The organism is Amycolatopsis sp. lyj-84 (assembly GCF_046549075.1).
Classification (GTDB): Bacteria; Actinomycetota; Actinomycetes; order Mycobacteriales; family Pseudonocardiaceae; genus Amycolatopsis.
Genome location: NZ_JAJPWO010000014.1, coordinates 103,018 through 123,502, shown reverse-complemented (window position 1 = coordinate 123,502; position 20,485 = coordinate 103,018). Strand labels below are relative to the sequence as shown.

Annotated in this window: 20 protein-coding genes and 1 pseudogene; 14 read left to right on the top strand and 7 right to left on the bottom strand. The window is 69.4% G+C overall.

All coding sequences use genetic code 11. From position 1 onward, the window contains the following. Positions 1-24: 24 nt before the first annotated feature. The 4 genes from ACLJRM_RS34340 to ACLJRM_RS34325 form a co-directional block, all read right to left on the bottom strand. Positions 25-972 (bottom strand): ABC transporter substrate-binding protein, encoded by a 948-nt coding sequence (locus tag ACLJRM_RS34340; protein ID WP_101606285.1) that lies wholly within the window; start codon positions 970-972, stop codon positions 25-27. Between the two features lie 20 nt (positions 973-992). Next, complete coding sequence (locus tag ACLJRM_RS34335) at positions 993-1,760, bottom strand: amino acid ABC transporter ATP-binding protein (protein WP_101606286.1); 768 nt, start codon at positions 1,758-1,760, stop codon at positions 993-995. Further along, a complete protein-coding gene (locus tag ACLJRM_RS34330; RefSeq protein ID WP_410665452.1) occupies positions 1,757-2,695 on the bottom strand; it encodes an amino acid ABC transporter permease in 939 nt (312 codons plus the stop codon). The genes ACLJRM_RS34335 and ACLJRM_RS34330 overlap by 4 nt, the downstream gene beginning before the upstream one ends. Positions 2,696-2,878: 183 nt before the next feature. After that, a complete protein-coding gene (locus ACLJRM_RS34325) occupies positions 2,879-3,922 on the bottom strand; it encodes a TRM11 family SAM-dependent methyltransferase (protein ID WP_410602416.1) in 1,044 nt (347 codons plus the stop codon). Between the two features lie 25 nt (positions 3,923-3,947). Here ACLJRM_RS34325 and ACLJRM_RS34320 point away from each other — a divergent pair, with 25 nt between their 5' ends. The 12 genes from ACLJRM_RS34320 (at position 3,948) to ACLJRM_RS34265 (ending at position 16,384) form a co-directional block, all read left to right on the top strand. Beyond that, positions 3,948-4,961, top strand: a complete 1,014-nt coding sequence (locus ACLJRM_RS34320) for a DHH family phosphoesterase (protein WP_101606288.1) — start codon at positions 3,948-3,950, stop codon at positions 4,959-4,961. 63 nt (positions 4,962-5,024) lie between these two features. Then, the gene (locus ACLJRM_RS34315) at positions 5,025-6,350 is read left to right on the top strand and encodes an MATE family efflux transporter (protein ID WP_410665451.1); all 1,326 of its coding nucleotides are present in this window, start codon (positions 5,025-5,027) and stop codon (positions 6,348-6,350) included. Positions 6,351-6,483: 133 nt separating this feature from the next. After that, on the top strand, positions 6,484-7,794 hold the full coding sequence (locus ACLJRM_RS34310) for an MFS transporter (RefSeq protein WP_410665450.1): 1,311 nt from the start codon (positions 6,484-6,486) through the stop codon (positions 7,792-7,794). 29 nt (positions 7,795-7,823) lie between these two features. Next, positions 7,824-8,747 (top strand): tRNA pseudouridine(55) synthase TruB, encoded by a 924-nt coding sequence (gene truB / locus ACLJRM_RS34305; protein WP_101606291.1) that lies wholly within the window; start codon positions 7,824-7,826, stop codon positions 8,745-8,747. Positions 8,748-8,787: 40 nt separating this feature from the next. Then, positions 8,788-9,750 carry a bifunctional riboflavin kinase/FAD synthetase gene (locus ACLJRM_RS34300; RefSeq protein WP_101606292.1) on the top strand — a complete coding sequence of 321 codons (963 nt, stop codon included), beginning with the start codon at positions 8,788-8,790 and terminating at the stop codon, positions 9,748-9,750. A gap of 115 nt (positions 9,751-9,865) precedes the next feature. Beyond that, on the top strand, positions 9,866-10,345 hold the full coding sequence (locus ACLJRM_RS34295) for a helix-turn-helix domain-containing protein (protein WP_076154920.1): 480 nt from the start codon (positions 9,866-9,868) through the stop codon (positions 10,343-10,345). Further along, positions 10,345-10,854, top strand: a complete 510-nt coding sequence (gene thpR, locus ACLJRM_RS34290; RefSeq protein WP_410665449.1) for an RNA 2',3'-cyclic phosphodiesterase — start codon at positions 10,345-10,347, stop codon at positions 10,852-10,854. The genes ACLJRM_RS34295 and thpR overlap by 1 nt, the downstream gene beginning before the upstream one ends. 128 nt (positions 10,855-10,982) lie before the next feature. Further along, positions 10,983-11,252, top strand: coding sequence for a 30S ribosomal protein S15 (gene rpsO / locus ACLJRM_RS34285; protein WP_003084034.1), 270 nt, complete (start codon positions 10,983-10,985; stop codon positions 11,250-11,252). A 230-nt stretch (positions 11,253-11,482) separates the two neighbouring features. Next, a complete protein-coding gene (locus tag ACLJRM_RS34280) occupies positions 11,483-13,735 on the top strand; it encodes a polyribonucleotide nucleotidyltransferase (RefSeq protein WP_101606294.1) in 2,253 nt (750 codons plus the stop codon). A gap of 95 nt (positions 13,736-13,830) precedes the next feature. Further along, entirely contained in the window at positions 13,831-15,195 is a 1,365-nt protein-coding gene (locus tag ACLJRM_RS34275) for a M16 family metallopeptidase (protein WP_101606295.1), read from the top strand. Then, positions 15,192-15,938: a 4-hydroxy-tetrahydrodipicolinate reductase gene (dapB, locus tag ACLJRM_RS34270; RefSeq protein WP_410665448.1), complete on the top strand. Its 747-nt coding sequence runs from the start codon at positions 15,192-15,194 to the stop codon at positions 15,936-15,938. Before ACLJRM_RS34275 ends, dapB begins: the two co-directional genes overlap by 4 nt. Further along, positions 15,935-16,384, top strand: coding sequence for a tetratricopeptide repeat protein (locus tag ACLJRM_RS34265; protein WP_101606297.1), 450 nt, complete (start codon positions 15,935-15,937; stop codon positions 16,382-16,384). Before dapB ends, ACLJRM_RS34265 begins: the two co-directional genes overlap by 4 nt. 19 nt (positions 16,385-16,403) lie before the next feature. On the opposite strand, the gene ACLJRM_RS34260 is transcribed toward ACLJRM_RS34265, so the two are convergent. Next, on the bottom strand, positions 16,404-16,925 hold the full coding sequence (locus ACLJRM_RS34260) for a YqaA family protein (RefSeq protein WP_101606298.1): 522 nt from the start codon (positions 16,923-16,925) through the stop codon (positions 16,404-16,406). A gap of 86 nt (positions 16,926-17,011) precedes the next feature. Between ACLJRM_RS34260 and ACLJRM_RS34255 the strand changes: the two are divergent. Further along, positions 17,012-17,482: pseudogene (locus tag ACLJRM_RS34255) on the top strand (GtrA family protein); the annotation flags it as partial. 66 nt (positions 17,483-17,548) lie between these two features. On the opposite strand, the gene ACLJRM_RS34250 reads toward ACLJRM_RS34255, so the two are convergent. Then, positions 17,549-18,109, bottom strand: coding sequence for a GNAT family N-acetyltransferase (locus ACLJRM_RS34250; protein WP_233224242.1), 561 nt, complete (start codon positions 18,107-18,109; stop codon positions 17,549-17,551). A gap of 57 nt (positions 18,110-18,166) precedes the next feature. On the opposite strand from ACLJRM_RS34250, the gene ACLJRM_RS34245 reads away from it, so the two are divergent. Next, complete coding sequence (locus ACLJRM_RS34245) at positions 18,167-19,387, top strand: winged helix-turn-helix domain-containing protein (RefSeq protein ID WP_410665447.1); 1,221 nt, start codon at positions 18,167-18,169, stop codon at positions 19,385-19,387. Between the two features lie 172 nt (positions 19,388-19,559). Here ACLJRM_RS34245 and ACLJRM_RS34240 read toward each other — a convergent pair whose 3' ends face one another. Beyond that, entirely contained in the window at positions 19,560-20,474 is a 915-nt protein-coding gene (locus ACLJRM_RS34240) for a DUF4097 family beta strand repeat-containing protein (protein ID WP_410665446.1), read from the bottom strand. Positions 20,475-20,485 lie beyond the last annotated feature (11 nt).

Genomic DNA, 20,485 nt, shown 5'->3' with positions numbered 1-20,485 from the left:
ATTGCACGCGCCGCACCCAGAGGACTACTTGCGCGGAAGACCCTGCGGGTTGATCTGCGACGCCTCCACGGCCTCGTTCCCCAGGTTCCAGCGCTTGAGCACCTCGGCGTACTGGCCGTTGGCGAGCACGCTCTGGATGGCCTGGCGCAGCGGCTCGGCGAGCCCGTTGCCCTTCTTGGTCATCGCGGCGATGTCGGCCGGGATCTGGCCGCCGCCGGACACCGTCCCGACGATCTTGGTCTGCCCGTCCACGGCGACGTGGTACGAGGCCGTCGGGTTGGGGCCCGCGTAGGCGTCGATCCGGCCGGACTGCAGCGCCAGGTAGTAGTCGGTGGTGTTCTGGAAGTACTGGAACTCCACCGGCTTCAGGCCCGCGGCCTTGTTCTGCTCGTCCCAGCGCACCAGGATCTGCTCCTGGTTCGTCCCGGAGCCCACGCCCACCTTGAGCCCGGCGATGTCCTTGGGCTCCTTCACGGTGACGTCGCGGGTCTTCTTGACCTCGAAGGCGATGGTGTCCTTGCGGTAGGTGGCGAAGTCGTATTTGTCCTTCCGTTCCTCGGTCACGGTGATGTTGGAGAAGCCAGCCGCGTACTGGCCCGTCTCCACCGAGAGGAAGAGGTTCTCCCAGGACGTCGCCTGGAGGTCGAGTTCCAGGCCCAGCACGTCCGCGACCAGTTGCGCGATATCGGTTTCGACGCCGATCACCGTCTTGTCGTCGTCGGCGCGGAACGACAGCGGGGGAGTGCCGTTGCCGGTGGTCCCGACGGTCAGCTTCCCGGTGTCACGCACCGCTTTCGGCACCAGATTCGCGACGGCGTCGACCTTCTGCGCGCGGATCCGGTTCTGCTGCGCGGTGATGTTGATCCCTTCGGTCCCGGGCAGCGGGGCGGCGGGGGCCGCGGCTTCGGTCGTCCCGCACGCGGCCAGCGCGACCGTGGACAGGAGCAGGATCGGGTACAAGAGCTTCTTCACGGTGGTACTCCCGGGTTTTCTCAAAGGACCTTTTCGAGGAATGCCTTGGTGCGGGGATGCTCGGGCGTGTCGAGGACCTGTGCGGGCGGGCCCTGTTCGACGACGCGGCCGGCGTCCATGAACACCACGGTGTCGGCCACTTCCCTGGCGAAGCCGATCTCGTGGGTGACGACGATCATGGTGGTGCCGTCGCGGGCGAGTTTCTTGATCACGTCGAGTACCTCGCCGACCAGTTCCGGGTCGAGCGCGGACGTCGGTTCGTCGAACAGGAGCACTTCGGGGCGCACCGCGAGCGCGCGGGCGATCGCGACCCGTTGCTGCTGCCCGCCGGACAGTTGCCGCGGGTAGGCGTCCGCCTTGTCCACGAGCCCGACCAGCGCGAGCAGTTCGCGCGCGTGGGCTGTCGCCTCCGCACGGGAGCGGCGTTGCGCGGAAACCGGTGCCTCGACGATGTTTTCCAGCGCCGTGAGATGCCCGAACAGGTTGAAGTTCTGGAACACGAACCCGATCCGCGTGCGCTGCTTGAGGATCTCGCGCTCGCGCAGTTCGTGCAGCCGGTCGCCCGAGCGCCGGTACCCCATGAGTTCCCCGCCGACGCTGATGAAGCCGCGATCGGCGCGGTCGAGATGGGTGATGAGCCGCAGCAGCGTGGATTTCCCGGAGCCGGACGGGCCCAGCACCACGGTGACCTCGCCGGAGCGGACTTGGAGGTCGACCCCGTCGAGCACGGTGAGCGGGCCGAAGGCCTTGTGCACGCCGCGGACGTCCACCTTGAAGTCGTCACTCATCGGGTCGCCGCCTTCAGTTTGGCGAGGCCGGCGCGGGCCTTCTGCAGGGGAGTGGGCGGGACGGTGCGCAGGGCGCCCTTGGCGTAGTGGCGTTCGACGTAGAACTGCGCCACCGAAAGGAGCGTCGTCAAGAGCAGGTACCAGGCGGTGGCGACCAGCAGGAGCGGGATCACCCGGCCGCTGCGGCTGTAGATCACCTGCACCTGGTAGAAGAGTTCCGGCAGGGCCATCACGTACACCTGCGAGGTGTTCTTGACCATGCCGATGATCTCGTTGGCCGCGTTCGGCACGATCGAGCGCATCGCCTGTGGCAGCACGATTCTGCGGAACTGCCTGCTCGCCGGGATGCCCAGCGCCGCGGCCGCCTCCCGCTGTCCCTGATCGACAGCGAGGAATCCGGCGCGCACGATTTCCCCGGCATAGGCGGCCTGGTGCAGGCCGAGGCCGAGCCCGGCCGCGAGGAACGGCGGGATCAGGCTCATCGTGTCGAACGAGACGAACGACGGTCCGAACGGGACGCCGAAGGAGATCTGGTTGTAGAGAATGGCGAGGTTGTACCAGAAAAGCAGCTGGAGAATGAGCGGGACCGACCGGAAGATCCACGTATAGGTCCAGCTGACCGAACGGAGGAGCGGATTCCGGGAAATGCGCATGAGCGCGAGAACCGTGCCCAGAACGAATCCCGCGACTACGCCGAATGCCGTCAATTCCACGGTCAGGACGACCGAAGAGAGAACGGCGTCGGCGAACACGTAATCGGCGACGACCGACCATTCCCAGGCCTGGTTGGTCACCAAAGCGTGTCCGGCCATGGCCACCAGGACCGCGACCACCGCGGCGGCCAGCCAGGTCAGTGGCCGCCTGGCGGGCACGATCCGCAATCCTTCCTCCGGCCGGGCAGGTGCCGCAGGCGGCGCTTCTAGGTCACTCGTCATCAGGCACCTGTCTCGCGGGAAATGGGCAGCATGAATCAACCGAAAGCGGAAAGATCGAAAAGGAAATGCCGTCGACGCGGCATGGATCGCCGTGTTCCTTGTCGTCGAGCCGACTTTAGGAAGATGTGCCCGTTCCGGTCAACGAAGCCGGTTCCGGTTCCAAATGCTGGAAACGCCCGCGGGTCAGGCCGGTTTGGCCGCGACGATCAGGTCCCGCACGATAGCCTGGTCCACCCGGTGCGAGAACTCCGCGAACGGGCCGTCCTCGCGGACTTCCAGCCCCGCCTTGTCCAGGATCGCGGCGAGTTCCTCGCGCGGCGCGACGTTGGTGTTCCAGGAGATGCCGAGCGCGCCGCCGGGCCGCAGCACCCGGGTCCACACCGGGACGGCGGCCGCGAGCAGGTCCCGCGGGCTGCGCGCGAGCGACGCGTCCTGCGTGCGGTGGCTGCCGTGCTGCACGCCGTACGGCGCGTCGGTGACGATGAGATCCACGGAGTTGGCCCGCAGCAGTTCGTCCGTGGTGAGCGTGTCGCAGTTGAGGTAGCTCAGCTTGCGGACGTCGCCGGCCTTGTACTGCTCTTTGGTGATCCCGAAACCGATGTCGAGCCGCCTGCCGAGCCGGACCTTGTTGCGCCGCACCTGACCGGACTCCGCGGTGTGCTTGATCCGCTTCTGCTTCAGCCAGGTCTTGACGAACATCTCGTAGGAGTCGAAGTCCTTGCCGTCGACGTCGAGGCCGGTCGCGTCGAAGCCGTACATCATCGCCTGGTTCAGCGTGGTGCCGCGGCCGCACAGCGGATCCAGCAGGTGCAGCGGCTTCTCCAGCATCGCGGCCGGGTCCGCCGTCGACAGCAGGGTGATGTTGACGAGGAGTTTGGTGAACAGCTCGTTCGTCTTGCCCGGGTACTTCTGGATGGTCAGCAGATCCGAGTCGAAGTTCGCGAGCGGGGTGATCGTGACCGGCTTCAGGACGCCGTCGCCGAGTTCGAACAGCGCGTACAGCGCGGAAAGGTTCGAGAGGAGCGCGAGATCGCGCTCGCTCAGCGGGGCGGGCGTGGTGAAGGTGAGGTAGCCGACGCCGCCGAGTTCCGTCTCGCCGATCTCGGAGATTTCGGTCTCCAAAGCGGACAGACCGAACACCGCCAGCTCCGCGCGCAGCAGGGCCGGAGTGGAGTCGGTGTAGACCCGGTTGGCGGACGGGTAGATCAGGATCGCGTACTCGGACATCCCGAAGAGCGTAGCTTGACTGTTCGTGACGACCACTTTGGCGCAGGACCTCAAGGACGCCGCCGCCCTGCTGGCGCGCGCGAACGACGTGACACTGCTCGGCCACGTGCGCCCGGACGCGGACGCGCTGGGCAGCGCGCTGGCGCTCGGACGGGCACTCCACCTGCGCGGTGGCGTCGAGGTCCGGGTCTCGGTCGGCGAACCCGAGGAGATGCCCGAAACCCTGCGGAGCCTGGACGTCGGCGGGCTCTACGTCCCCGCGAGCGAGCTTCCGGAGAGTGAGCGGCTGCTGGTCGCGCTCGACACGCCCACCCCGGGCAGGCTCGGGAAACTCGCGCCGCGCGTGGACGCCGTCCGCGCGGCCGGCGGCGACGTCCTGGTGATCGACCACCACGCGTCCAACGTCTTCTTCGGCACGAAGCACGTCGTCGACGACAGCGCCGAAGCCACCGCCGTCCTGGTCTTCGCGTTGCTGGCGGAACTCGGCGCCGAGATCGACGAGCCGATCGCGCGCTGCCTGTACGCGGGGCTCGTCACCGACACGAGCGGGTTCCGCCGTGCCCGCCCGTCCACGCACCTGATGGCGGCGAAGCTGCTCGAGGCCGGTGTCGACCCGGACAAGGTGGTTCGCGAGATCGTCGACGATCACCCGTTCGCGTGGTTGCCGATGCTTTCGGACGTCCTCGCGGGGGCCCGGCTCGAACCGGACGAGGCGCGTGGCTTCGGGCTCGCGTACGCGGTCGTGAGCCTCGACGCCGCGCGGACGGTGCGCGGGGAAGAGGTCGAAGCGGTCATCGACGTCGTCCGGTCCACTCGGGAAGCCGGGGTCGCCGTGGTGCTCAAGGAAGCCGAACCGACCGGGCCGCGGCAGCGGTGGACGGTCTCGCTCCGCTCGGCGGGCGGTGTCGACGTCTCCGCCGCGGCGGGGGAGCTGGGCGGCGGCGGACATCGCCAGGCGGCCGGGTGCACCGCGGAGGGCACCGCGGACGAGGTACTCGACAGGCTGAGGGCGGCGCTGTCGCGAGCACCGCTGCTGTGACCCGCTGACCGGGACCGCCCAAGATCGACACGGTCACCGTCCGTGGCCCTTTACGCTGCGGAGGTGTCTCAAGCCTCCGAAACCGACGAGCGGGTCCCGCCGAAACGCGTACTCGGGCTCGCCGTGCCCGCACTCGGCGTCCTCGCCGCCGAGCCGCTGTACGTCCTGGTGGACACGGCCATCGTCGGGCATCTCGGCGCGTTGCCGCTGGCGGGGCTCGCCGTCGGCGGTGTCGTGCTTTCGCAGGTCTCCAGCCAGCTGACGTTCCTCTCGTACGGGACCACGTCGCGGACGGCGCGGCTGCACGGCGCCGGACGTCGTGGCGAGGCGGTCAGCGAAGGGGTCCAGGCGACCTGGCTGGCGGTGATCGTCGGGCTGGTCGTGATCGTCGCCGGGCAGCTGCTGGCCGCGCCCATCGCCCGGGTCCTGTCCGGGGACCCCGCGATCACCGACGCCGCCGTCTCCTGGCTGCGGATCGCGCTGTTCGGGACGCCGTTCATCCTGATCACGATGGCCGGGAACGGCTGGATGCGCGGTGTGCAGGATTCCGCCAAGCCGCTGCGCTATGTCCTGGCGGGCAACGGGATCTCCGCCGTGCTGTGCCCGGTGCTGGTGTACGGCGCGGACTGGGGACTGGAAGGTTCCGCGATCGCGAACGTCGTCGCGCAGGTGATCTCGGCGTCGCTGTTCATCGTGGCGCTGGTGCGGGAGCGGGTCCCGCTGCGCCCGGAGCCGAAGGTGATGCGCGCCCAGCTCGGCCTCGGCCGGGACCTGGTGCTGCGCAGCCTCGCCTTCCAGGCGTGCTTCGTATCGGCCGCCGCGGTCGCCGCGAGGACGTCCACCGGCGCTGTCGGCGCGCATCAGGTCGTGCTGCAGCTGTGGACGTTCCTGGCGCTCGTGCTGGACTCGCTCGCCATCGCCGCGCAGTCGCTCGTCGGGGCCGCCCTCGGCGCCGGGGCGAGCAAACGGGCGCGGGGCGTGGCGAGCCAGATCACCGTCTACGGCCTGGTGTTCGGCTGTTTCCTCGGGGTCGTGTTCGCGTCGCTGGCCGGGGTGCTGCCGCAGGTGTTCACTTCGGACGCGACCGTGCTCGGCGAGATCCCGCACGCGTGGTGGTTCTTCGTCGCGTTGCAGCCGATCGCGGGGGTGGTGTTCGCGCTCGACGGCGTCCTGCTCGGCGCGGGTGACGCGGCGTTCCTGCGCAACGCGACGCTGCTGAGCGCGGCGCTGGGGTTCCTGCCGCTCGTCTGGCTGTCACTCGCGTTCGGGTGGGGGCTGGCCGGGATCTGGACCGGGCTCTCGCTGTTCATGGTGCTGCGGCTGGCGACCCTGCTGGTGCGGTGGCGCTCCGGGCGCTGGGCCGTGGAGGGCGCCGTCCGCGCTGCTTGACCCCGCGGGGGAGCGTGTGGCGAAAACCACCCGGGTAACGGGTATGTTTCGCCATTGCTTAGGAGCTACAACTATATGAGGCGGCAGTGCGGGCGTCTTCACTTGCCCGAACCGTTCTCGAGGAGGAAACACTGTGACAGGCCGAGCCACCCGCCGGTCCTGGTTCATCTGGTTCGCCGCCGTCACCGTCTACCTCCTCGCCGTCTTCCACCGCACGTCGTTCGGCGTCGCCGGGCTGCAGGCCGCCGACCGCTTCGGCGTCGGCGCGGCCGCGCTCGGCACGTTCACCGTCCTGCAGGTCGGCGTCTACGCCGCGATGCAGATCCCCACCGGCGTCCTGGTCGACCGCTACGGCCCGCGCCGCGTGCTCACCGCCGCCGTGTTCTTCCTCGGCCTCGGCCAGATCCTGCTCGCGATCGCCGATTCCTACCCGCTCGGCCTGGTCGCGCGCGGTGTCGTCGGCTTCGGCGACGCGCTGACGTTCGTGAGCATCATGCGGCTGATCGCCGCGCATTTCCCCGGCCGCCAGTACGCCCTGCTCGCCGCGCTGACCGGGGCCATCGGGTACGTCGGCAACCTCGCCGCGACCGTCCCGCTCGGCCTGCTGCTCGACGGGCCCGGCTGGACCCCGACGTTCCTCGCCGTCGGACTGGTGACGGCGCTGTACGCCGCCGTCGTCGCCCTTCGCGTCAAGGACTCCCCGCCCGGGGAGCCGGAGCTTGCGCGCGGAAGGGTGCACCCGAAGGTGCTCGGCCGCCAGGTCGCCGAGGCGTGGCGGACCCCCGGGACCAGGCTGGGATTCTGGGTCCACTTCAGCACGATGTTCGCGCCCAACGTGCTGACCATGCTGTGGGGTGTCCCGTTCCTGGTGCAGGGACAGGGGTATCCGAAGTCCACCGCGAGTTCGCTGCTGATCGTGTTCGTGTTCGGCTCGATGATCGGCGGCCCGTTCATCGGCGGCCTGATCGGACGGCGTCCGTCGCTGCGGATGCCGCTCGTCGGCGGGTACATCGGCGTCGCCGCGGTGATCTGGGCGGTCCTGCTCGGCTGGGGCGGGACGACCCCGGTCGCGGTCCTGGTCCCCGCGTTCGCCTTCCTTTCCCTCGGCGGACCCGCGTCGATGATCGGCTTCGCGCTGGCACGGGACTACAACCCGCTCTCGCGCGTCGGCACCGCGACCGGTGTCGTGAACGTCGGCGGGTTCGTGGCCACGACGATCTCGGCGCTCGCGGTCGGTGTCCTGCTGGAGTGGACCGGCGGCGCGTTCCGCCTGGCGCTGCTGTCCGTCATCGCGGTGCTCGCGCTGGGCACCTTCCGGATGCTCGTGTGGTGGCGGCGCACCCGCGCCGTGCTGTTCGAGGCCGAGGCGCGCGGCGAGGAGATCCCGGTGCAGATCCGGCGCCGCCGCTGGGACGCCGAAGCGCCACTGCCCGTCTCGTCCTAGGGACGGGTCCGAAAGATAGGGTTCGGCCCGTGTCGCGCCCCAATCAAGCCCCCGCCAAGAAACGTCCAGCCCCGCCGCCCGGTCTCGTCATCGTCGACAAGCCGTCCGGGATGACCTCCCACGACGTCGTCGCCAGGGCGCGGCGCTTCATGGGCACCCGCAAGGTCGGGCACGCCGGCACCCTCGACCCGATGGCCACCGGCGTCCTGGTGCTCGGCATCGAACGCGCGACGAAACTCCTCGGTCACCTGGCGCTGGACCGCAAGACCTACCTCGCGACCCTCTCCTTGGGACTGTCGACCACGACCGACGACGCCGAGGGCGAGCCGATCGCCGAAGCCGCCCCGGAGGACGTCGAGAAGATCACCGACGACGCGATCGCCGCCGGGATCGCCGCGCTGTCCGGCGACATCCAGCAGGTGCCGAGCGCGGTCAGCGCGGTCAAGATCGACGGGAAGCGCGCGTACGCCCGCGTCCGCGCCGGCGAGGAGGTCGTGATCCCGCCGCGTCCGGTCACCGTGCACCGCTTCGACCTGCTCGCCACCCGCCGCGAGGCTGGCCGGATCGAACTCGACGCCGTCGTCGAGTGTTCGTCCGGGACCTACGTCCGGGCGCTGGCCCGTGACCTCGGCGCGGGACTGGGTGTCGGCGGGCATCTGCGCGCGCTGCGGCGCACCACGGTCGGGCCGTTCACGCTCGCCAAGGCCCGCACCCTCGACCAGCTCGAAGAAGAGCCCGGGCTTTCACTGGACCTCGACGCCGCCGTCGCCGCCGCGTTCCCGCGCCGCGACCTGGACGCCCGTATGGCGCAGTCGGTCCGATATGGACAGAGGGTGCCGTCGGCCGGTATCGAGGGCACGTACGGGATGTTCGGACCGGACGGCCGGGTGCTCGCGCTCGCCGCGGACGAAGGCGAACTGGCCCGGTCGGTGGTCGTGTTGCTGCCCGCCTAGGGTGGTGCACGAAGCGGGCCTGGAGGAGACGGGGCTACAAGTGCAGCGTTGGCGTGGTTTGGGTGACCTTCCCGGGAGCTGGGGACGGTGCGTGGTGACGATCGGCGTCTTCGACGGCGTGCACCGCGGGCATCAGGAGCTGATCTCGAGGACGGTCCGCGCCGCCGCCGAACGCGGGGTGCCGAGTGTGGTGCTGACCTTCGATCCGCATCCGTCGGAGGTGATCCGGCCGGGCAGTCATCCCGCGCAGCTGACCACGTTGCGCCGCAAGGCGGAACTGGTCGAGGGCCTCGGCGTCGACGTCTTCTGCGTGCTGCCGTTCACGCTCGAACTGTCCAGGCTGACGGCGCACGAGTTCGTGCACGAGGTCCTGGTGGACAAACTGCACGCGGCCGCGGTGATCGTGGGGGAGAACTTCACCTTCGGCGCCAAGGCCGCCGGTGACGTGACTCTCCTGCGCACACTGGGGAAGCGGTTCGGTTTCGTGGCGCACGGCGCGGAACTGCAGGGGCTGCTCGCGCAGCAGCAGACGGAGAACGAGATCACTTTCTCCTCGACCTACGTCCGCTCGTGCATCGACGCCGGGGACGTCGTCGCGGCGTCCGAGGCGCTCGGCAGGCCGCACCGGCTGGAGGGCATCGTCGTCCGGGGCGACGGCCGGGGACACGATCTCGGCTACCCGACGGCGAACCTGTCGACGCCGCGCTTCGCCGCGGTGCCCGCCGACGGGGTCTACAGCGCCTGGTTCACCCGTTCGTCGGATCTTGGGCACCGGCTGCGCGCGGCGGTGTCGGTCGGGACCAATCCGACCTTCTCGGGGCGCGAACGCACCGTCGAGGCGTTCGTCCTCGACATCGACGAAGACTTCTACGGACAGCACGTTTCGCTCGATTTCGTCGCCAAGCTGCGGGACCAGGTCCGTTTCCCGACGTCGGAAGGTCTGGTGAAGCAGATCGACGAAGACGTCCTCCGGACCAGGGAACTGCTCGGCGGGCAGGACTGACCGGAGCCGGCCTTGGCCGGATGACAATCGACAAACACGCCCGTCAAGGCGCGGTCCGGTGGCAAGATGTCACGGACCGCGCATGGCGTTCGACGGGGTTAGGGGAGCGGACCAGGTGGAGGACCACAAGATCGTCCAGCGGAACATCGCGCTGCAGAGGGAGTGGTACGGGGAGCCGCTCGGCGATCGCGTGCGGAGACTGGTCGTCGCGTTCGACATCTCCCAGGCCTTCCTCGCCGAGGTTCTCGGCATCAGCGCGCCCATGCTCAGCCAGGTGATGAGCGGCCGCCGCGCGAAGATCGGCAACCCGGTCGTCCTCGCCAAGATGATCATGCTGGAGCGCAAGGTGCTGGTCCCGGCGGTCGCCGCGGGGGACCGGAAGGCCATGCAGGAGGCACTCGAGGACGTCCGCGACTCACGGCCGACGGTGGGCCGTGACAGCATCCCGGTCGGTGCCGTCGCCGACGACCAGGGTGTGCTCGCGGCGCTGCGGGACATCGGCGAGGACGAAGACCTCACCGAAGCCGCGAAGCTGCTCGACGACGATTTCCCGTCCCTCGCGGATCTGCTGCGCCGGGCGGCCAAGAACTCCTGATGAACCTCTTCAGCGCCCTGATCCCGCCGGACGACGTCCTCGACGAGATCGCCGAGGCGCTGGGCGTCCCCGAAGACGGCGATCTGCGCTGGTCGCGGCGGGAACATTGGCACGTCACCCTCGGTTTCTACGGCGAGGACGACGCGGACGGCCGGGGCGACCGGCTGGCCGGACAGCTGGCGGACGCGGGCCCGATCGACGTCCGGCTGGAAAAGGCCGCGACATTCCCCGGGGTGCTGTGGTTGAGTGTGTCCGGAACCGGGCTCCACGAGCTGGCCCTGAAGGCCGGCGCGGAGAGTGAAGGCAGGCCCTATGTGGCCCACCTGACACTGGCCCGCTTCCCCCGCGACCGGCCGGAAGCCGCGAGCGCGTGGGAGGAGCGGCTGGCCGGGTTCACCAGCAGAACTTGGACGGCGACCGAAGCCGTGCTGATCCGCAGTGACCGCGAGCAGGATGTCTCGCACTACCGGGTGATCCGGTCGTACGAGTTGCACCACGCCCGCGCCTGAAGCCGCTGATCACGGGGCTGGTAACCTCGACGATCGGGTCCGGCTGCAGTCCGTGGCGGCCGTGACCGTCTCACCCGGCGTGATCGATCGTCCGGGCCGCACGGCACAGAATATCTAGGAGCACCACTGTGGCTTTGTCCACCGAAGAGAAGAAGTCGATCCTCGCCGAGTACGGCGTGCACGACTCGGACACCGGATCCCCCGAGGCCCAGGTCGCGCTGCTGACCAAGCGCATCGTCGGCCTCACCGAGCACCTCAAGGCTCACAAGCACGACCACCACTCCCGTCGCGGGCTCCTGCTGCTGGTCGGCCGTCGCCGCCGGCTGCTGAACTACGTGATGAAGGTGGACATCGAGCGTTACCGTGCGCTGATCCAGCGTCTCGGCCTCCGCCGATAGCTTGAACCCGAGGGGGAGTGACCACGACGGTCGCTCCCCCTCGGTCTAAGAACAGAAGGCGCGAGCGCGCACGAGGAACCCGTCCGCCGGTCCTCGGTAGTGGTTCCCGGGCAACGGCCCGGGGGCTTCGATCGAAGACCGGCCTCACTCCTCGAGCGTCCGCAGGCGAAACAGGTCCCAGGGTGGGAGACTCGCGCCGTTACAGAGGATCAAAAGAGGAGATACACCCTATGACCGACTCCACCGGAGTCACCGTGCACGAAACCGAAGCCGTGATCGACAACGGCCGTTTCGGCACCCGCACCGTCCGCTTCGAGACCGGCCGCCTGGCCCGTCAGGCCGCCGGCGCCGTCGTCGCGTACCTCGACGAAGAGACCATGCTGCTCTCGGCGACCACCGCGTCGAAGCACCCGAAGGACCACTTCGACTTCTTCCCGCTGACCGTGGACGTCGAGGAGCGGATGTACGCCGCCGGACGCATCCCCGGCGCGTTCTTCCGTCGCGAGGGTCGCCCGTCGACCGACGCGATCCTGACCTGCCGCCTGATCGACCGGCCGCTGCGCCCGTCGTTCACCGACGGTCTCCGCAACGAGATCCAGGTCGTCATCACCGTCCAGAGCCTCAACCCGGACGACCCGTACGACGTGCTCGCGATCAACGCGGCTTCGGCCTCGACCCAGATCGCCGGCCTGCCGTTCTCGGGCCCGGTCGGCGGCGTCCGCGTCGCGCTGATCGAGGGCCAGTGGGTCGCGTTCCCGACCTGGAAGCAGCTGGAAGAGGCCACCTTCAACATGGTGGTCGCCGGCCGCATCGTCGGTGACGACGTCGCGATCATGATGGTCGAGGCCGAGGCCACCGACAAGACGCTCGACCTGATCGCCGGTGGCGGCAAGGCGCCGGACGAGATCGCCGTCGCCGAGGGCCTCGAGGCCTCGAAGCCGTTCATCAAGGTGCTCTGTCTCGCACAGCAAGAGCTGGCCGACGTCGCCGCCAAGCCGACCGGCGAGTTCCCGGTCTTCCTCGCCTTCGAGCAGGACGCCTTCGACGCCGTCGCCGCCATCGCGACCGACGACCTCGCGAACGCCCTGACCATCGCGGGCAAGCAGGACCGCGACAACGCGACGGACCAGGTCAAGGCCGCCGTGCTGGAGAAGATCGGCCTGGGCGAGGGCGAAGCCTTCCAGGGCCGTGAGAAGGAGATCGGCGCGGCCTTCAAGTCGCTGTCGAAGAAGATCATGCGCAAGCGCGTCCTCACGGACAAGGTCCGCATGGACGGCCGCGGCCTGACCGACATCCGGTCGCTCGCCGCCGAGGTCGCCGTGATCCCGCGGGCGCACGGTTCGGCGCTCTTTGAGCGTGGAGAAACGCAGATCCTGGGCGTCACCACGCTGAACATGCTCCGCATGGAGCAGCAGATCGACTCGCTCTCCCCGGAGACGCACAAGCGCTACCTGCACCACTACAACTTCCCGCCGTTCTCCACCGGCGAGACCGGCCGCGTCGGTTCGCCGAAGCGGCGCGAGATCGGCCACGGCATGCTCGCCGAGCGCGCCCTGGTCCCGGTCCTGCCGAAGCGTGACGAGTTCCCGTACGCGATCCGCCAGGTCTCCGAGGCGCTGGGCTCGAACGGCTCCACCTCGATGGGCTCGGTCTGCGCGTCGACCATGGGTCTGCTGAACGCGGGTGTCCCGCTGAAGGCGCCGGTCGCCGGCATCGCCATGGGCCTCATCTCCGACGAGGTCGACGGCGAGACCCGCTACGTCGCGCTGACCGACATCCTCGGTGCCGAAGACGCCATGGGCGACATGGACTTCAAGGTCGCCGGCACCAAGGAGATCATCACCGCGCTTCAGCTCGACACGAAGCTCGACGGCATCCCGTCGGAGGTCCTCGCGGCCGCGCTGAAGCAGGCGAAGGACGCTCGCCTCACCATCCTGGAGGTCATCGCCGAGGCGATCGACGGCCCGGACGAGATGAGCCCGTTCGCCCCGCGCGTCACCAGCGTGAAGATCCCGGTGGACAAGATCGGCGAGGTCATCGGCCCGAAGGGCAAGATGATCAACTCGATCACCGAGGAGACCGGCGCCGACATCTCCATCGAGGACGACGGCACGATCTACGTGGGCGCGGCCGACGGCCCGTCGGCGGAGGCGGCGATCGACCTGATCAACGCCATCGCCAACCCGCAGCTGCCCAAGGTCGGCGAGCGCTTCCTCGGCACCGTGGTGAAGACGGCCGCGTTCGGCGCGTTCGTCTCGCTGCTGCCGGGCAAGGACGGCCTGGTGCACATCTCCAAGCTGGGCAACGGCAAGCGGATCGCCAAGGTCGAAGACGTGGTCAACGTGGGCGACAAGCTCCGCGTCGAGATCGCCGACATCGACAACCGCGGCAAGATCAGCCTGATCGTGGTCCAGGAGGAAGACGCCGCCGCGGCCGAGAAGCCCGCCGAGAGCGCCGACGCTCCGAAGGCCGACGCTCAGTAGGACTGGCAACGTACGTTGTGAAACGTCATGAAAGGGTCGTTCAGGACATTTTTCGTCCTGAACGACCCTTTCATGACATGTGAGTAAGGGATCCGTTGGCTCGTCAGGTTTCCGGGCACGAACAGCCCGTCGGCAGCACCCGCACCCTCGAGTCCACTTCGGACGGCGCGGTGGTCAAGCGCAGCGTGCTGGCGGGTGGCCTCCGGGTCATCACCGAGCACGTTCCCGCCTCCCGGTCGGTGACGGTCGGGCTGTGGGTCGGCGTCGGATCGCGGGACGAGCCGTCGTCGGTCGAGGGCGCGGCGCACTACCTCGAACACCTGCTGTTCAAGGGCACCACGAACCGTGACGCCACCCAGATCGCCGAGGAGATCGACGCGGTCGGCGGGGAGTTCAACGCGTTCACCGCGAAGGAACACACCTGCTACTACGCGCAGGTGCTCGACGAGGACCTGCCGCTCGCGATGGACCTCGTCACCGACGTCGTGTTCGAGGCGCTGTGCACGGACAAGGACGTCGAGACCGAGCGCAGTGTCGTGCTCGAAGAGATCTCGATGCGCGACGACGACCCCGAAGACCTGCTGCACGAGACGTTCGTCGGCGCGATCCTGGGCGATCACGCGCTGGGCCGTCCGGTGCTGGGCAGCGAGAAGTCCATCATCGAGATGTCCGCGTCGGCGTTGCGCGGGTTCTACCGGCGCCGCTACACGCTGCCGCGGATGGTGCTCGCGGTCGCCGGGAACATCGAGCACGGCCAAGTGCTTCGTTTGGTGCGCAAGGCTTTGCGGAACCGGCTGACCGGAACGGCGACACCGGTGCCGCCGCGCACCGGGCGGGCGCGGATCGTGCTGGCGCCGAAACTCGCGCTGCACACCGACGACACCGAGCAGGCGCACGTGATGCTCGGCCTGCGGTCGCTGCCGCGCCACGACGAACGGCGGTTCGCGCAGTCGGTGCTCAACGCCGCGCTCGGCGGCGGGATGAGTTCGCGCCTGTTCCAGGAGGTCCGCGAGAAGCGCGGGCTGGCGTACCAGGTGTACTCGTCCGTCGCGAGCTACGCCGACGCCGGGCACATGGCCGTGTACGCGGGCTGTCAGCCGGAGAAGCTCGGCGAGGTCGCCGGAGTGATCCGCGAGGTGCTCGAACTCGTCGGCAAGGACGGGCTGAGCGAAGCCGAGGTCGCGCGTGCGAAGGGGCAGTTGCGGGGCGGGCTCGTGCTCGGCTTGGAGGACACCTCGTCGCGGATGTCGCGGATCGGCAAGAACGAACTGAACTACGGCCGGTATCTCGGCGTCGACGACACGGTGGCGCGGATCGACGCCGTCACCACCGAAGAGGTCTGTGCGCTCGCTCGCACTCTGCTGCACCGCCCTGGTGGCGTGTCGGCGGCGGCGGTGGTCGGGCCGTACGCTCACGCCGACGACCTTCCGGACGATCTGCACGAGGTGATCGCATCATGACCGCTGGAATTCGCGTCGGCGTGCTGGGCGCACGCGGCCGGATGGGCCAGGAAGTGGTCAACGCCGTCAAGGGCGCCGACGACATGGAACTCGTCGCCGCGCTCGACGCCGGTGACGACCTCTCGGCGCTCAAACCGGCACAGGTCGTCGTCGACTTCACCCATCCCGACGCGGTGATGGACAACCTGGAGTTCCTGACCGGCAACGGGATCCACGCGGTCGTCGGCACCACCGGCTTCAGCGGGGAACGGCTGGAGAAGCTGGGCTCCTGGCTCGCCGCCGACCCGTCGCTCGGCGTCCTCATCGCGCCGAACTTCGCCCTCGGCGCGGTGCTGGCGATGCGCTTCGCCCAGCAGGCGGCGCGCTTCTACAACTCGGCCGAAGTCATCGAACTGCACCACAACCGCAAGGCCGACGCGCCGTCCGGCACCGCCGCGCACACCGCCCGGCTGATCGGCGAGGCCCGCGCGGAAGCCGGGCTCGAACCGGGCGACGACGCCACGACGTCCGAAGTGGACGGTGCCCGCGGCGCGCTCGTCGAGAACGTCCGCGTGCACTCCGTCCGGCTGCCCGGCCTGGTGGCGCACGAGGAGATCCTGTTCGGCGGCGAGGGGGAGACCCTCACCATCCGGCACGACTCGCTGCACCGCACGTCGTTCATGCCGGGGGTGCTGCTCGGCGTGCGCTCGGTGCTCACGCGGCCCGGCCTGACGGTCGGTCTCGAGAACATCCTCGACCTGTGAGGGCCCGCAATTTCGCGCTGGTGATGACGGCGGCGCTCGCGATCTACGTCGTGCTGCTGGCAGGCCGCGGGATCGCGCTGCTGGGCACCGGCGAGACGGTGCCGGTGATCTTCGGCATCGGTGTCCTGCTGCTGCCGCTGCTCGGGATCTGGATCATCGTGACCACCTGGCGTTCCGGCGTCCAGATCCAGCGGCTTTCGCGGCGGCTGGACGAAGAAGGCGGCCTGCCCGACGTGTCCGATCTGCCCCGGCGGCCTTCGGGCCGGGTGGATCGCGACGCCGCGGACGCCTGGTTCGACGAGCGCCGGGCCGAGGTCGAGGCGGATCAGGAGAACTGGCGCGTCTGGTACCGGCTGGCTTACGCGTACGAGATCGCCGGGGACCGGAAACGGGCCCGCGCCACGATGCGGCGCGCCGTCGAGCTGGAAGCGACCTCCCGCAACTAGAGGACTACTTGCCGGCGGTTCAGTAGTGGAACCAGCCCGCGAACAGGGCGGGGGAGGCGGCCAGCAGGCTGAACCGCAGCCAACGGCCCAGGAAACCCGTGGCCAGGAAGCTCGCCAGCGGCATCTTCACCAGTCCCGCGAGCACGCTCGTGGCCATGTACGGCGGCAGCCCGACGACCGAGCTCACCCCGTAGGTGCCCGCCATCCAGTGCGGATGCCGGTGACAGCGCTCGCGAAGGGCGTCGAGCCGGGCGCGCATCTTCTTGGTGCGCGCTCGCCATCTTTCCCGGCGCGGGGTGGGCGGCCGCTCCCGGTGTAGCCGGTCGTGCAGGGGTTTCGGCAGCTTGATCGTGCCCTTCGCGGCCAGGTAGTAGAGCGTCTTCCCGCCGACCTGACCGGCCGCGACGACGGCGCCGAGCAGCAGCCACGGCAGCGTCGGCTCACTCGCGCACAGGCCGATGAGGAACATCTCGATGCTGACGATGGGAAGGATCGCGGAACCGAAGGCGACGCCGAACGACAGGAGCAACCAGCCCACCATCGTTGCCTCCCCGTTATCTTCGTCTTCTCCAAGTTATCAGCTGAAATACGGGTCGCACTGGGGCCAGCCCCCGTTACCGGCTTCGGGTGCGCACCAGAAGATCACCTGACCGTCGGCTCGCGGTCACCTGGCGCTGCCATCCTGGGTGCGTGGCCGACGTGCACGACGCGGTCCGCGGCAAGGGTTTCGCGGATCGCTTCGCCGACTTCTGCGCGGCCGTGGTCCGGCGCCTCCCCTTCGGGCTTTCCCGGCTGGTGGCGCCGAGTTTCCTCGGTTTCGCGCTCATCAACGGGTTCACCTTCGGGGTCGACCTGCTTCTGCTCGTGCTGCTGCGCGGCTGGCTCGGCTTGCCGGTGTGGCTGGCGATCACGCTCGCGTACGCGACGGCGTTCGGGCTGAGCTTCGTGCTGAACCGCAGTATGAACTTCCGCTCGCACGCGCCCGTCGGCAGGCAGGCGGCGCTGTACGTCGTCGCGATCGTCGTCAACTACCTGGCGTTCCTGCTCGGCGTCGGCGCGGGACTGGCCGCGTTAGGCGTCGACTACCGCCTGTCGCGGCTGATCGCCGGGGCCTGCGAAGGCGTCTTCATGTACTCGGTGATGCGCTGGGTCGTGTTCGCGAAGTCAGGGAGTGAGCTCGAGGGCGAGGGTGCCGGTGAGCCGGACTTCGCGCACGTTCGTGCTTCCGGTGTCGAGGATGCGGACGGTTCCGTCGGGGGACCAGCCCGCGCGGCGGAAGAAGCCCAGTGACGCGTGATCGGTCTGGGCGACCCAGCTGATCCCGCGCGTGGCGCCGTCCTCTCGTAGCCAGGCTGACGCGTTCGCCAGCAGCCGGCCCGCGTGCCCGCGCCGTCCCCAGCGCGGTTCGACCAGCAGCGAGGCGACGAGCGCCGTCGTCGAGGCGTCGTCGGGCAGCGATCCGTCGGCGGCGGCCACTTCGCTCTCCGGCGCCCGGCCCGCGACACAGAAGCCGACGGTGAACTCGCCTTCGGTGGCGAGGAAGACGCGCGTTCCCGGGTACTCGATCGTCTCGGCCCAGGTCTTCTCGAGTTCCACGACATCGAGCTCGGCGACGGCCGCTTCGCCGAGGAGTTCCGTGTACGCGCTTCGCCAGGTGTCGCGTTGGATGCGGGCGATCTCGGGGGCGTCGGAAACGATTGCTGGGCGGACTTCGGCGGCGGCCATGGGGAGAACTTAGTAGGTCGCCGGAAACTGTCGGTGGCGGATGGCACCATGCGGGAGATGAGCACTACGACCATCAGCGGGCCGGTCGCGCGCCGGATCGCCCTGGCCGCGCAAGGGTTCGCCGACGCGCGTCCCAGTGGCGCGGTGAGCAGACGGCATCTGCAGCGCGTGTTGTCGCGAACCCAGTTGCTGCAGCTGGATTCGGTGAACGTCGCGGTCCGCGCGCACTACATGCCGATCTTCTCCCGGCTCGGCGCGTACGAACCTTCGCTGGTGGACGACGCGGCCTGGTCGCATTCCGCCCGCAAGCCCCGGATGCTGGTCGAATCCTGGGCGCACGAGGCGAGTCTGCTGCCGGTGGCGGACTGGCCGCTCCTGCGGTCCGGGGCCAAGCGCATGGGCTGGTGGACGAACTACGCGCGGGTGCTGGAGCAGACGCCGCAGCTGGTGGACGACATCCTCGCCGTGGTCAAGGAGCGGGGGCCGATCGGCGCGGGCGGCATCGAGCGCGCGCTGGAGAGCGGGTCGGGCGGTTACAAGCCCGGCTCGTGGTGGGAGCGGTCGGAGGTCAAGAAGGCCTGCGAGTGGCTTTTCGGCATGGGACAGCTGACCACCGGCACCCGGAAGTCGTTCGAGCGGCTGTACGACCTGACCGAACGCGTCGTGCCGCCGGAGATCCTGTCGCTGCGGGTGAGCCCGGAGGAAGGCGCCCGCGAGCTGATCACCCGCGCGGCCGTCGCGCTGGGCATCGGCACCGAACCGGACCTGCGGGACTACTACCGCCTCGGCCCCGACGTCAGCAAGCGGGCGGTGGCCGAACTGGTCGACGCGGGCGTGCTGGAACCGGTGATCGTGGACGGCTGGCCCGCGCCGGCGTACCGGCACGTCGCGGCGAAGGCGCCTCGCACGGTCACCGGCCGCGCGCTGCTGTCGCCGTTCGACCCGCTGATCTGGGAACGCGCCCGGACCGAGCGCATCTTCGACTTCTTCTACCGCATCGAGATCTACGTCCCCGAGCCGAAGCGGATCTACGGGTACTACGTGTTCCCGTTCCTTCTCGACGGCGAACTCGTCGGTCGCGTGGACCTCAAATGCGATCGGGCCGCCGGAGTGCTTCGCGTCCAGGGCGCCTTCGCGGAGCCCGGGGTGGACGTCGCGCGAGTCGCGAGCGAACTGGCGGGGGAACTGCGGCTGATGGCGGAATGGCAGGGGCTGGACGGGGTCGTGGTGGGGGAGCGGGGCGACCTCGCTCCCGTGCTCTCGCGCCTCGTGCGCTGAGGACCGGTTCTCCCTCACGTAAGTGCTATGAAAGGCCCGTTACTTGCAAAATTTGCAAGTAACGGGCCTTTCATAGCACTCGGGTGACCCAGAAACGAGCAAGGGACCTTTGCTCCCACCCCCGTGGAAAAGTGAGAGCAAAGGTCCCCCGATCCCCCTGCAGTCCGCGGCCTCACCTGGCCGCGCTGGTCACCACCGCGTCGCCGGTACCGGTCCGCGCCCGAACCTTCAGCACGACGTCACCTTCCGAAGGCGCGCTCTCCGCGACATCCAGCTCGCTCGACACCGACCCCGTCGTCGAAGACAGGTCGATCTCAGCGGCGACACCGCCGCGGATCCCGACCCGGACCTCGCCCGAGCCGGTGGTCAGCTCCAGCGATCCGGAGGCGGCGTCCGCCACCGAGAGGTCGCCGCTGCCGGTGCGCGCCAGGACCTCGCCCGCGACCTCGCCGAGCCAGACGTCGCCGGTGCCGGTCGCGACCGTGGCCGAACCGCTCACCGACGACGCTTCGACGGAGCCGCTGCCGGTGCGCAGTTGCAGACCGGACAGGGTCGGCCCGAGCTTGATGGCGCCGGTGCCGGTGCGGACGATCGCCGAACCGTCGGCGCGCTCCAGGCCGACGTCGCCGGAGCCGGTCAGGATGTCGGCCCGTCCGGCGGAACCGGTCACCGTGACGTCGGCCGCCCCGGCCCGCACCTCGAGATGCGAACCGGCGGGTGCCCGGACGGTCACGGCGAGCGGGACGTTCTTGAGCTGCCAGGCCTTCGGAGCCTGGACGACCAGCCGGTTGCCGACCTTCTCGATCCGCGTCTGCGCCAGTGCGTCACCCACCGATGTCCGCGGGTCGGCGCCGAGCTGGTCGCCGAAGCGTTCCCCGACCCAGCTGAGCAGGCTCGTCATCCCGTCCACCCACGGCTGCTGCTCGCCGCCGTCACGGCGGACCTCGGCGTGGACACCGCTCTCGGCGGTCAGTTCGATGGTCACCCGGCCGATGGCCACGCTCACGTCGATCTCGATCGGGCCCTCGGCCTCGAACTCTTCGACGCGCACGGTCTCTTCACCGGCGGGAATGTTTTCCTCGGTCATTTCCGTCCCCC

What these genes read in the sequence shown, in the direction of transcription:
- ACLJRM_RS34335 (WP_101606286.1), bottom strand. Translation starts at nt 1,760, where the DNA reads ATGAGTGACGACTTCAAGGTGGACGTCCGCGGCGTGCACAAGGCCTTC.
- ACLJRM_RS34330 (WP_410665452.1), bottom strand. Translation starts at nt 2,695, where the DNA reads ATGACGAGTGACCTAGAAGCGCCGCCTGCGGCACCTGCCCGGCCGGAG.
- ACLJRM_RS34325 (WP_410602416.1), bottom strand. Translation starts at nt 3,922, where the DNA reads ATGTCCGAGTACGCGATCCTGATCTACCCGTCCGCCAACCGGGTCTAC.
- thpR (WP_410665449.1), top strand. Translation starts at nt 10,345, where the DNA reads ATGAACCTCTTCAGCGCCCTGATCCCGCCGGACGACGTCCTCGACGAG.
- ACLJRM_RS34280 (WP_101606294.1), top strand. Translation starts at nt 11,483, where the DNA reads ATGACCGACTCCACCGGAGTCACCGTGCACGAAACCGAAGCCGTGATC.
- dapB (WP_410665448.1), top strand. Translation starts at nt 15,192, where the DNA reads ATGACCGCTGGAATTCGCGTCGGCGTGCTGGGCGCACGCGGCCGGATG.
- ACLJRM_RS34260 (WP_101606298.1), bottom strand. Translation starts at nt 16,925, where the DNA reads ATGGTGGGCTGGTTGCTCCTGTCGTTCGGCGTCGCCTTCGGTTCCGCG.
- ACLJRM_RS34250 (WP_233224242.1), bottom strand. Translation starts at nt 18,109, where the DNA reads ATGGCCGCCGCCGAAGTCCGCCCAGCAATCGTTTCCGACGCCCCCGAG.
- ACLJRM_RS34245 (WP_410665447.1), top strand. Translation starts at nt 18,167, where the DNA reads ATGAGCACTACGACCATCAGCGGGCCGGTCGCGCGCCGGATCGCCCTG.
- ACLJRM_RS34240 (WP_410665446.1), bottom strand. Translation starts at nt 20,474, where the DNA reads ATGACCGAGGAAAACATTCCCGCCGGTGAAGAGACCGTGCGCGTCGAA.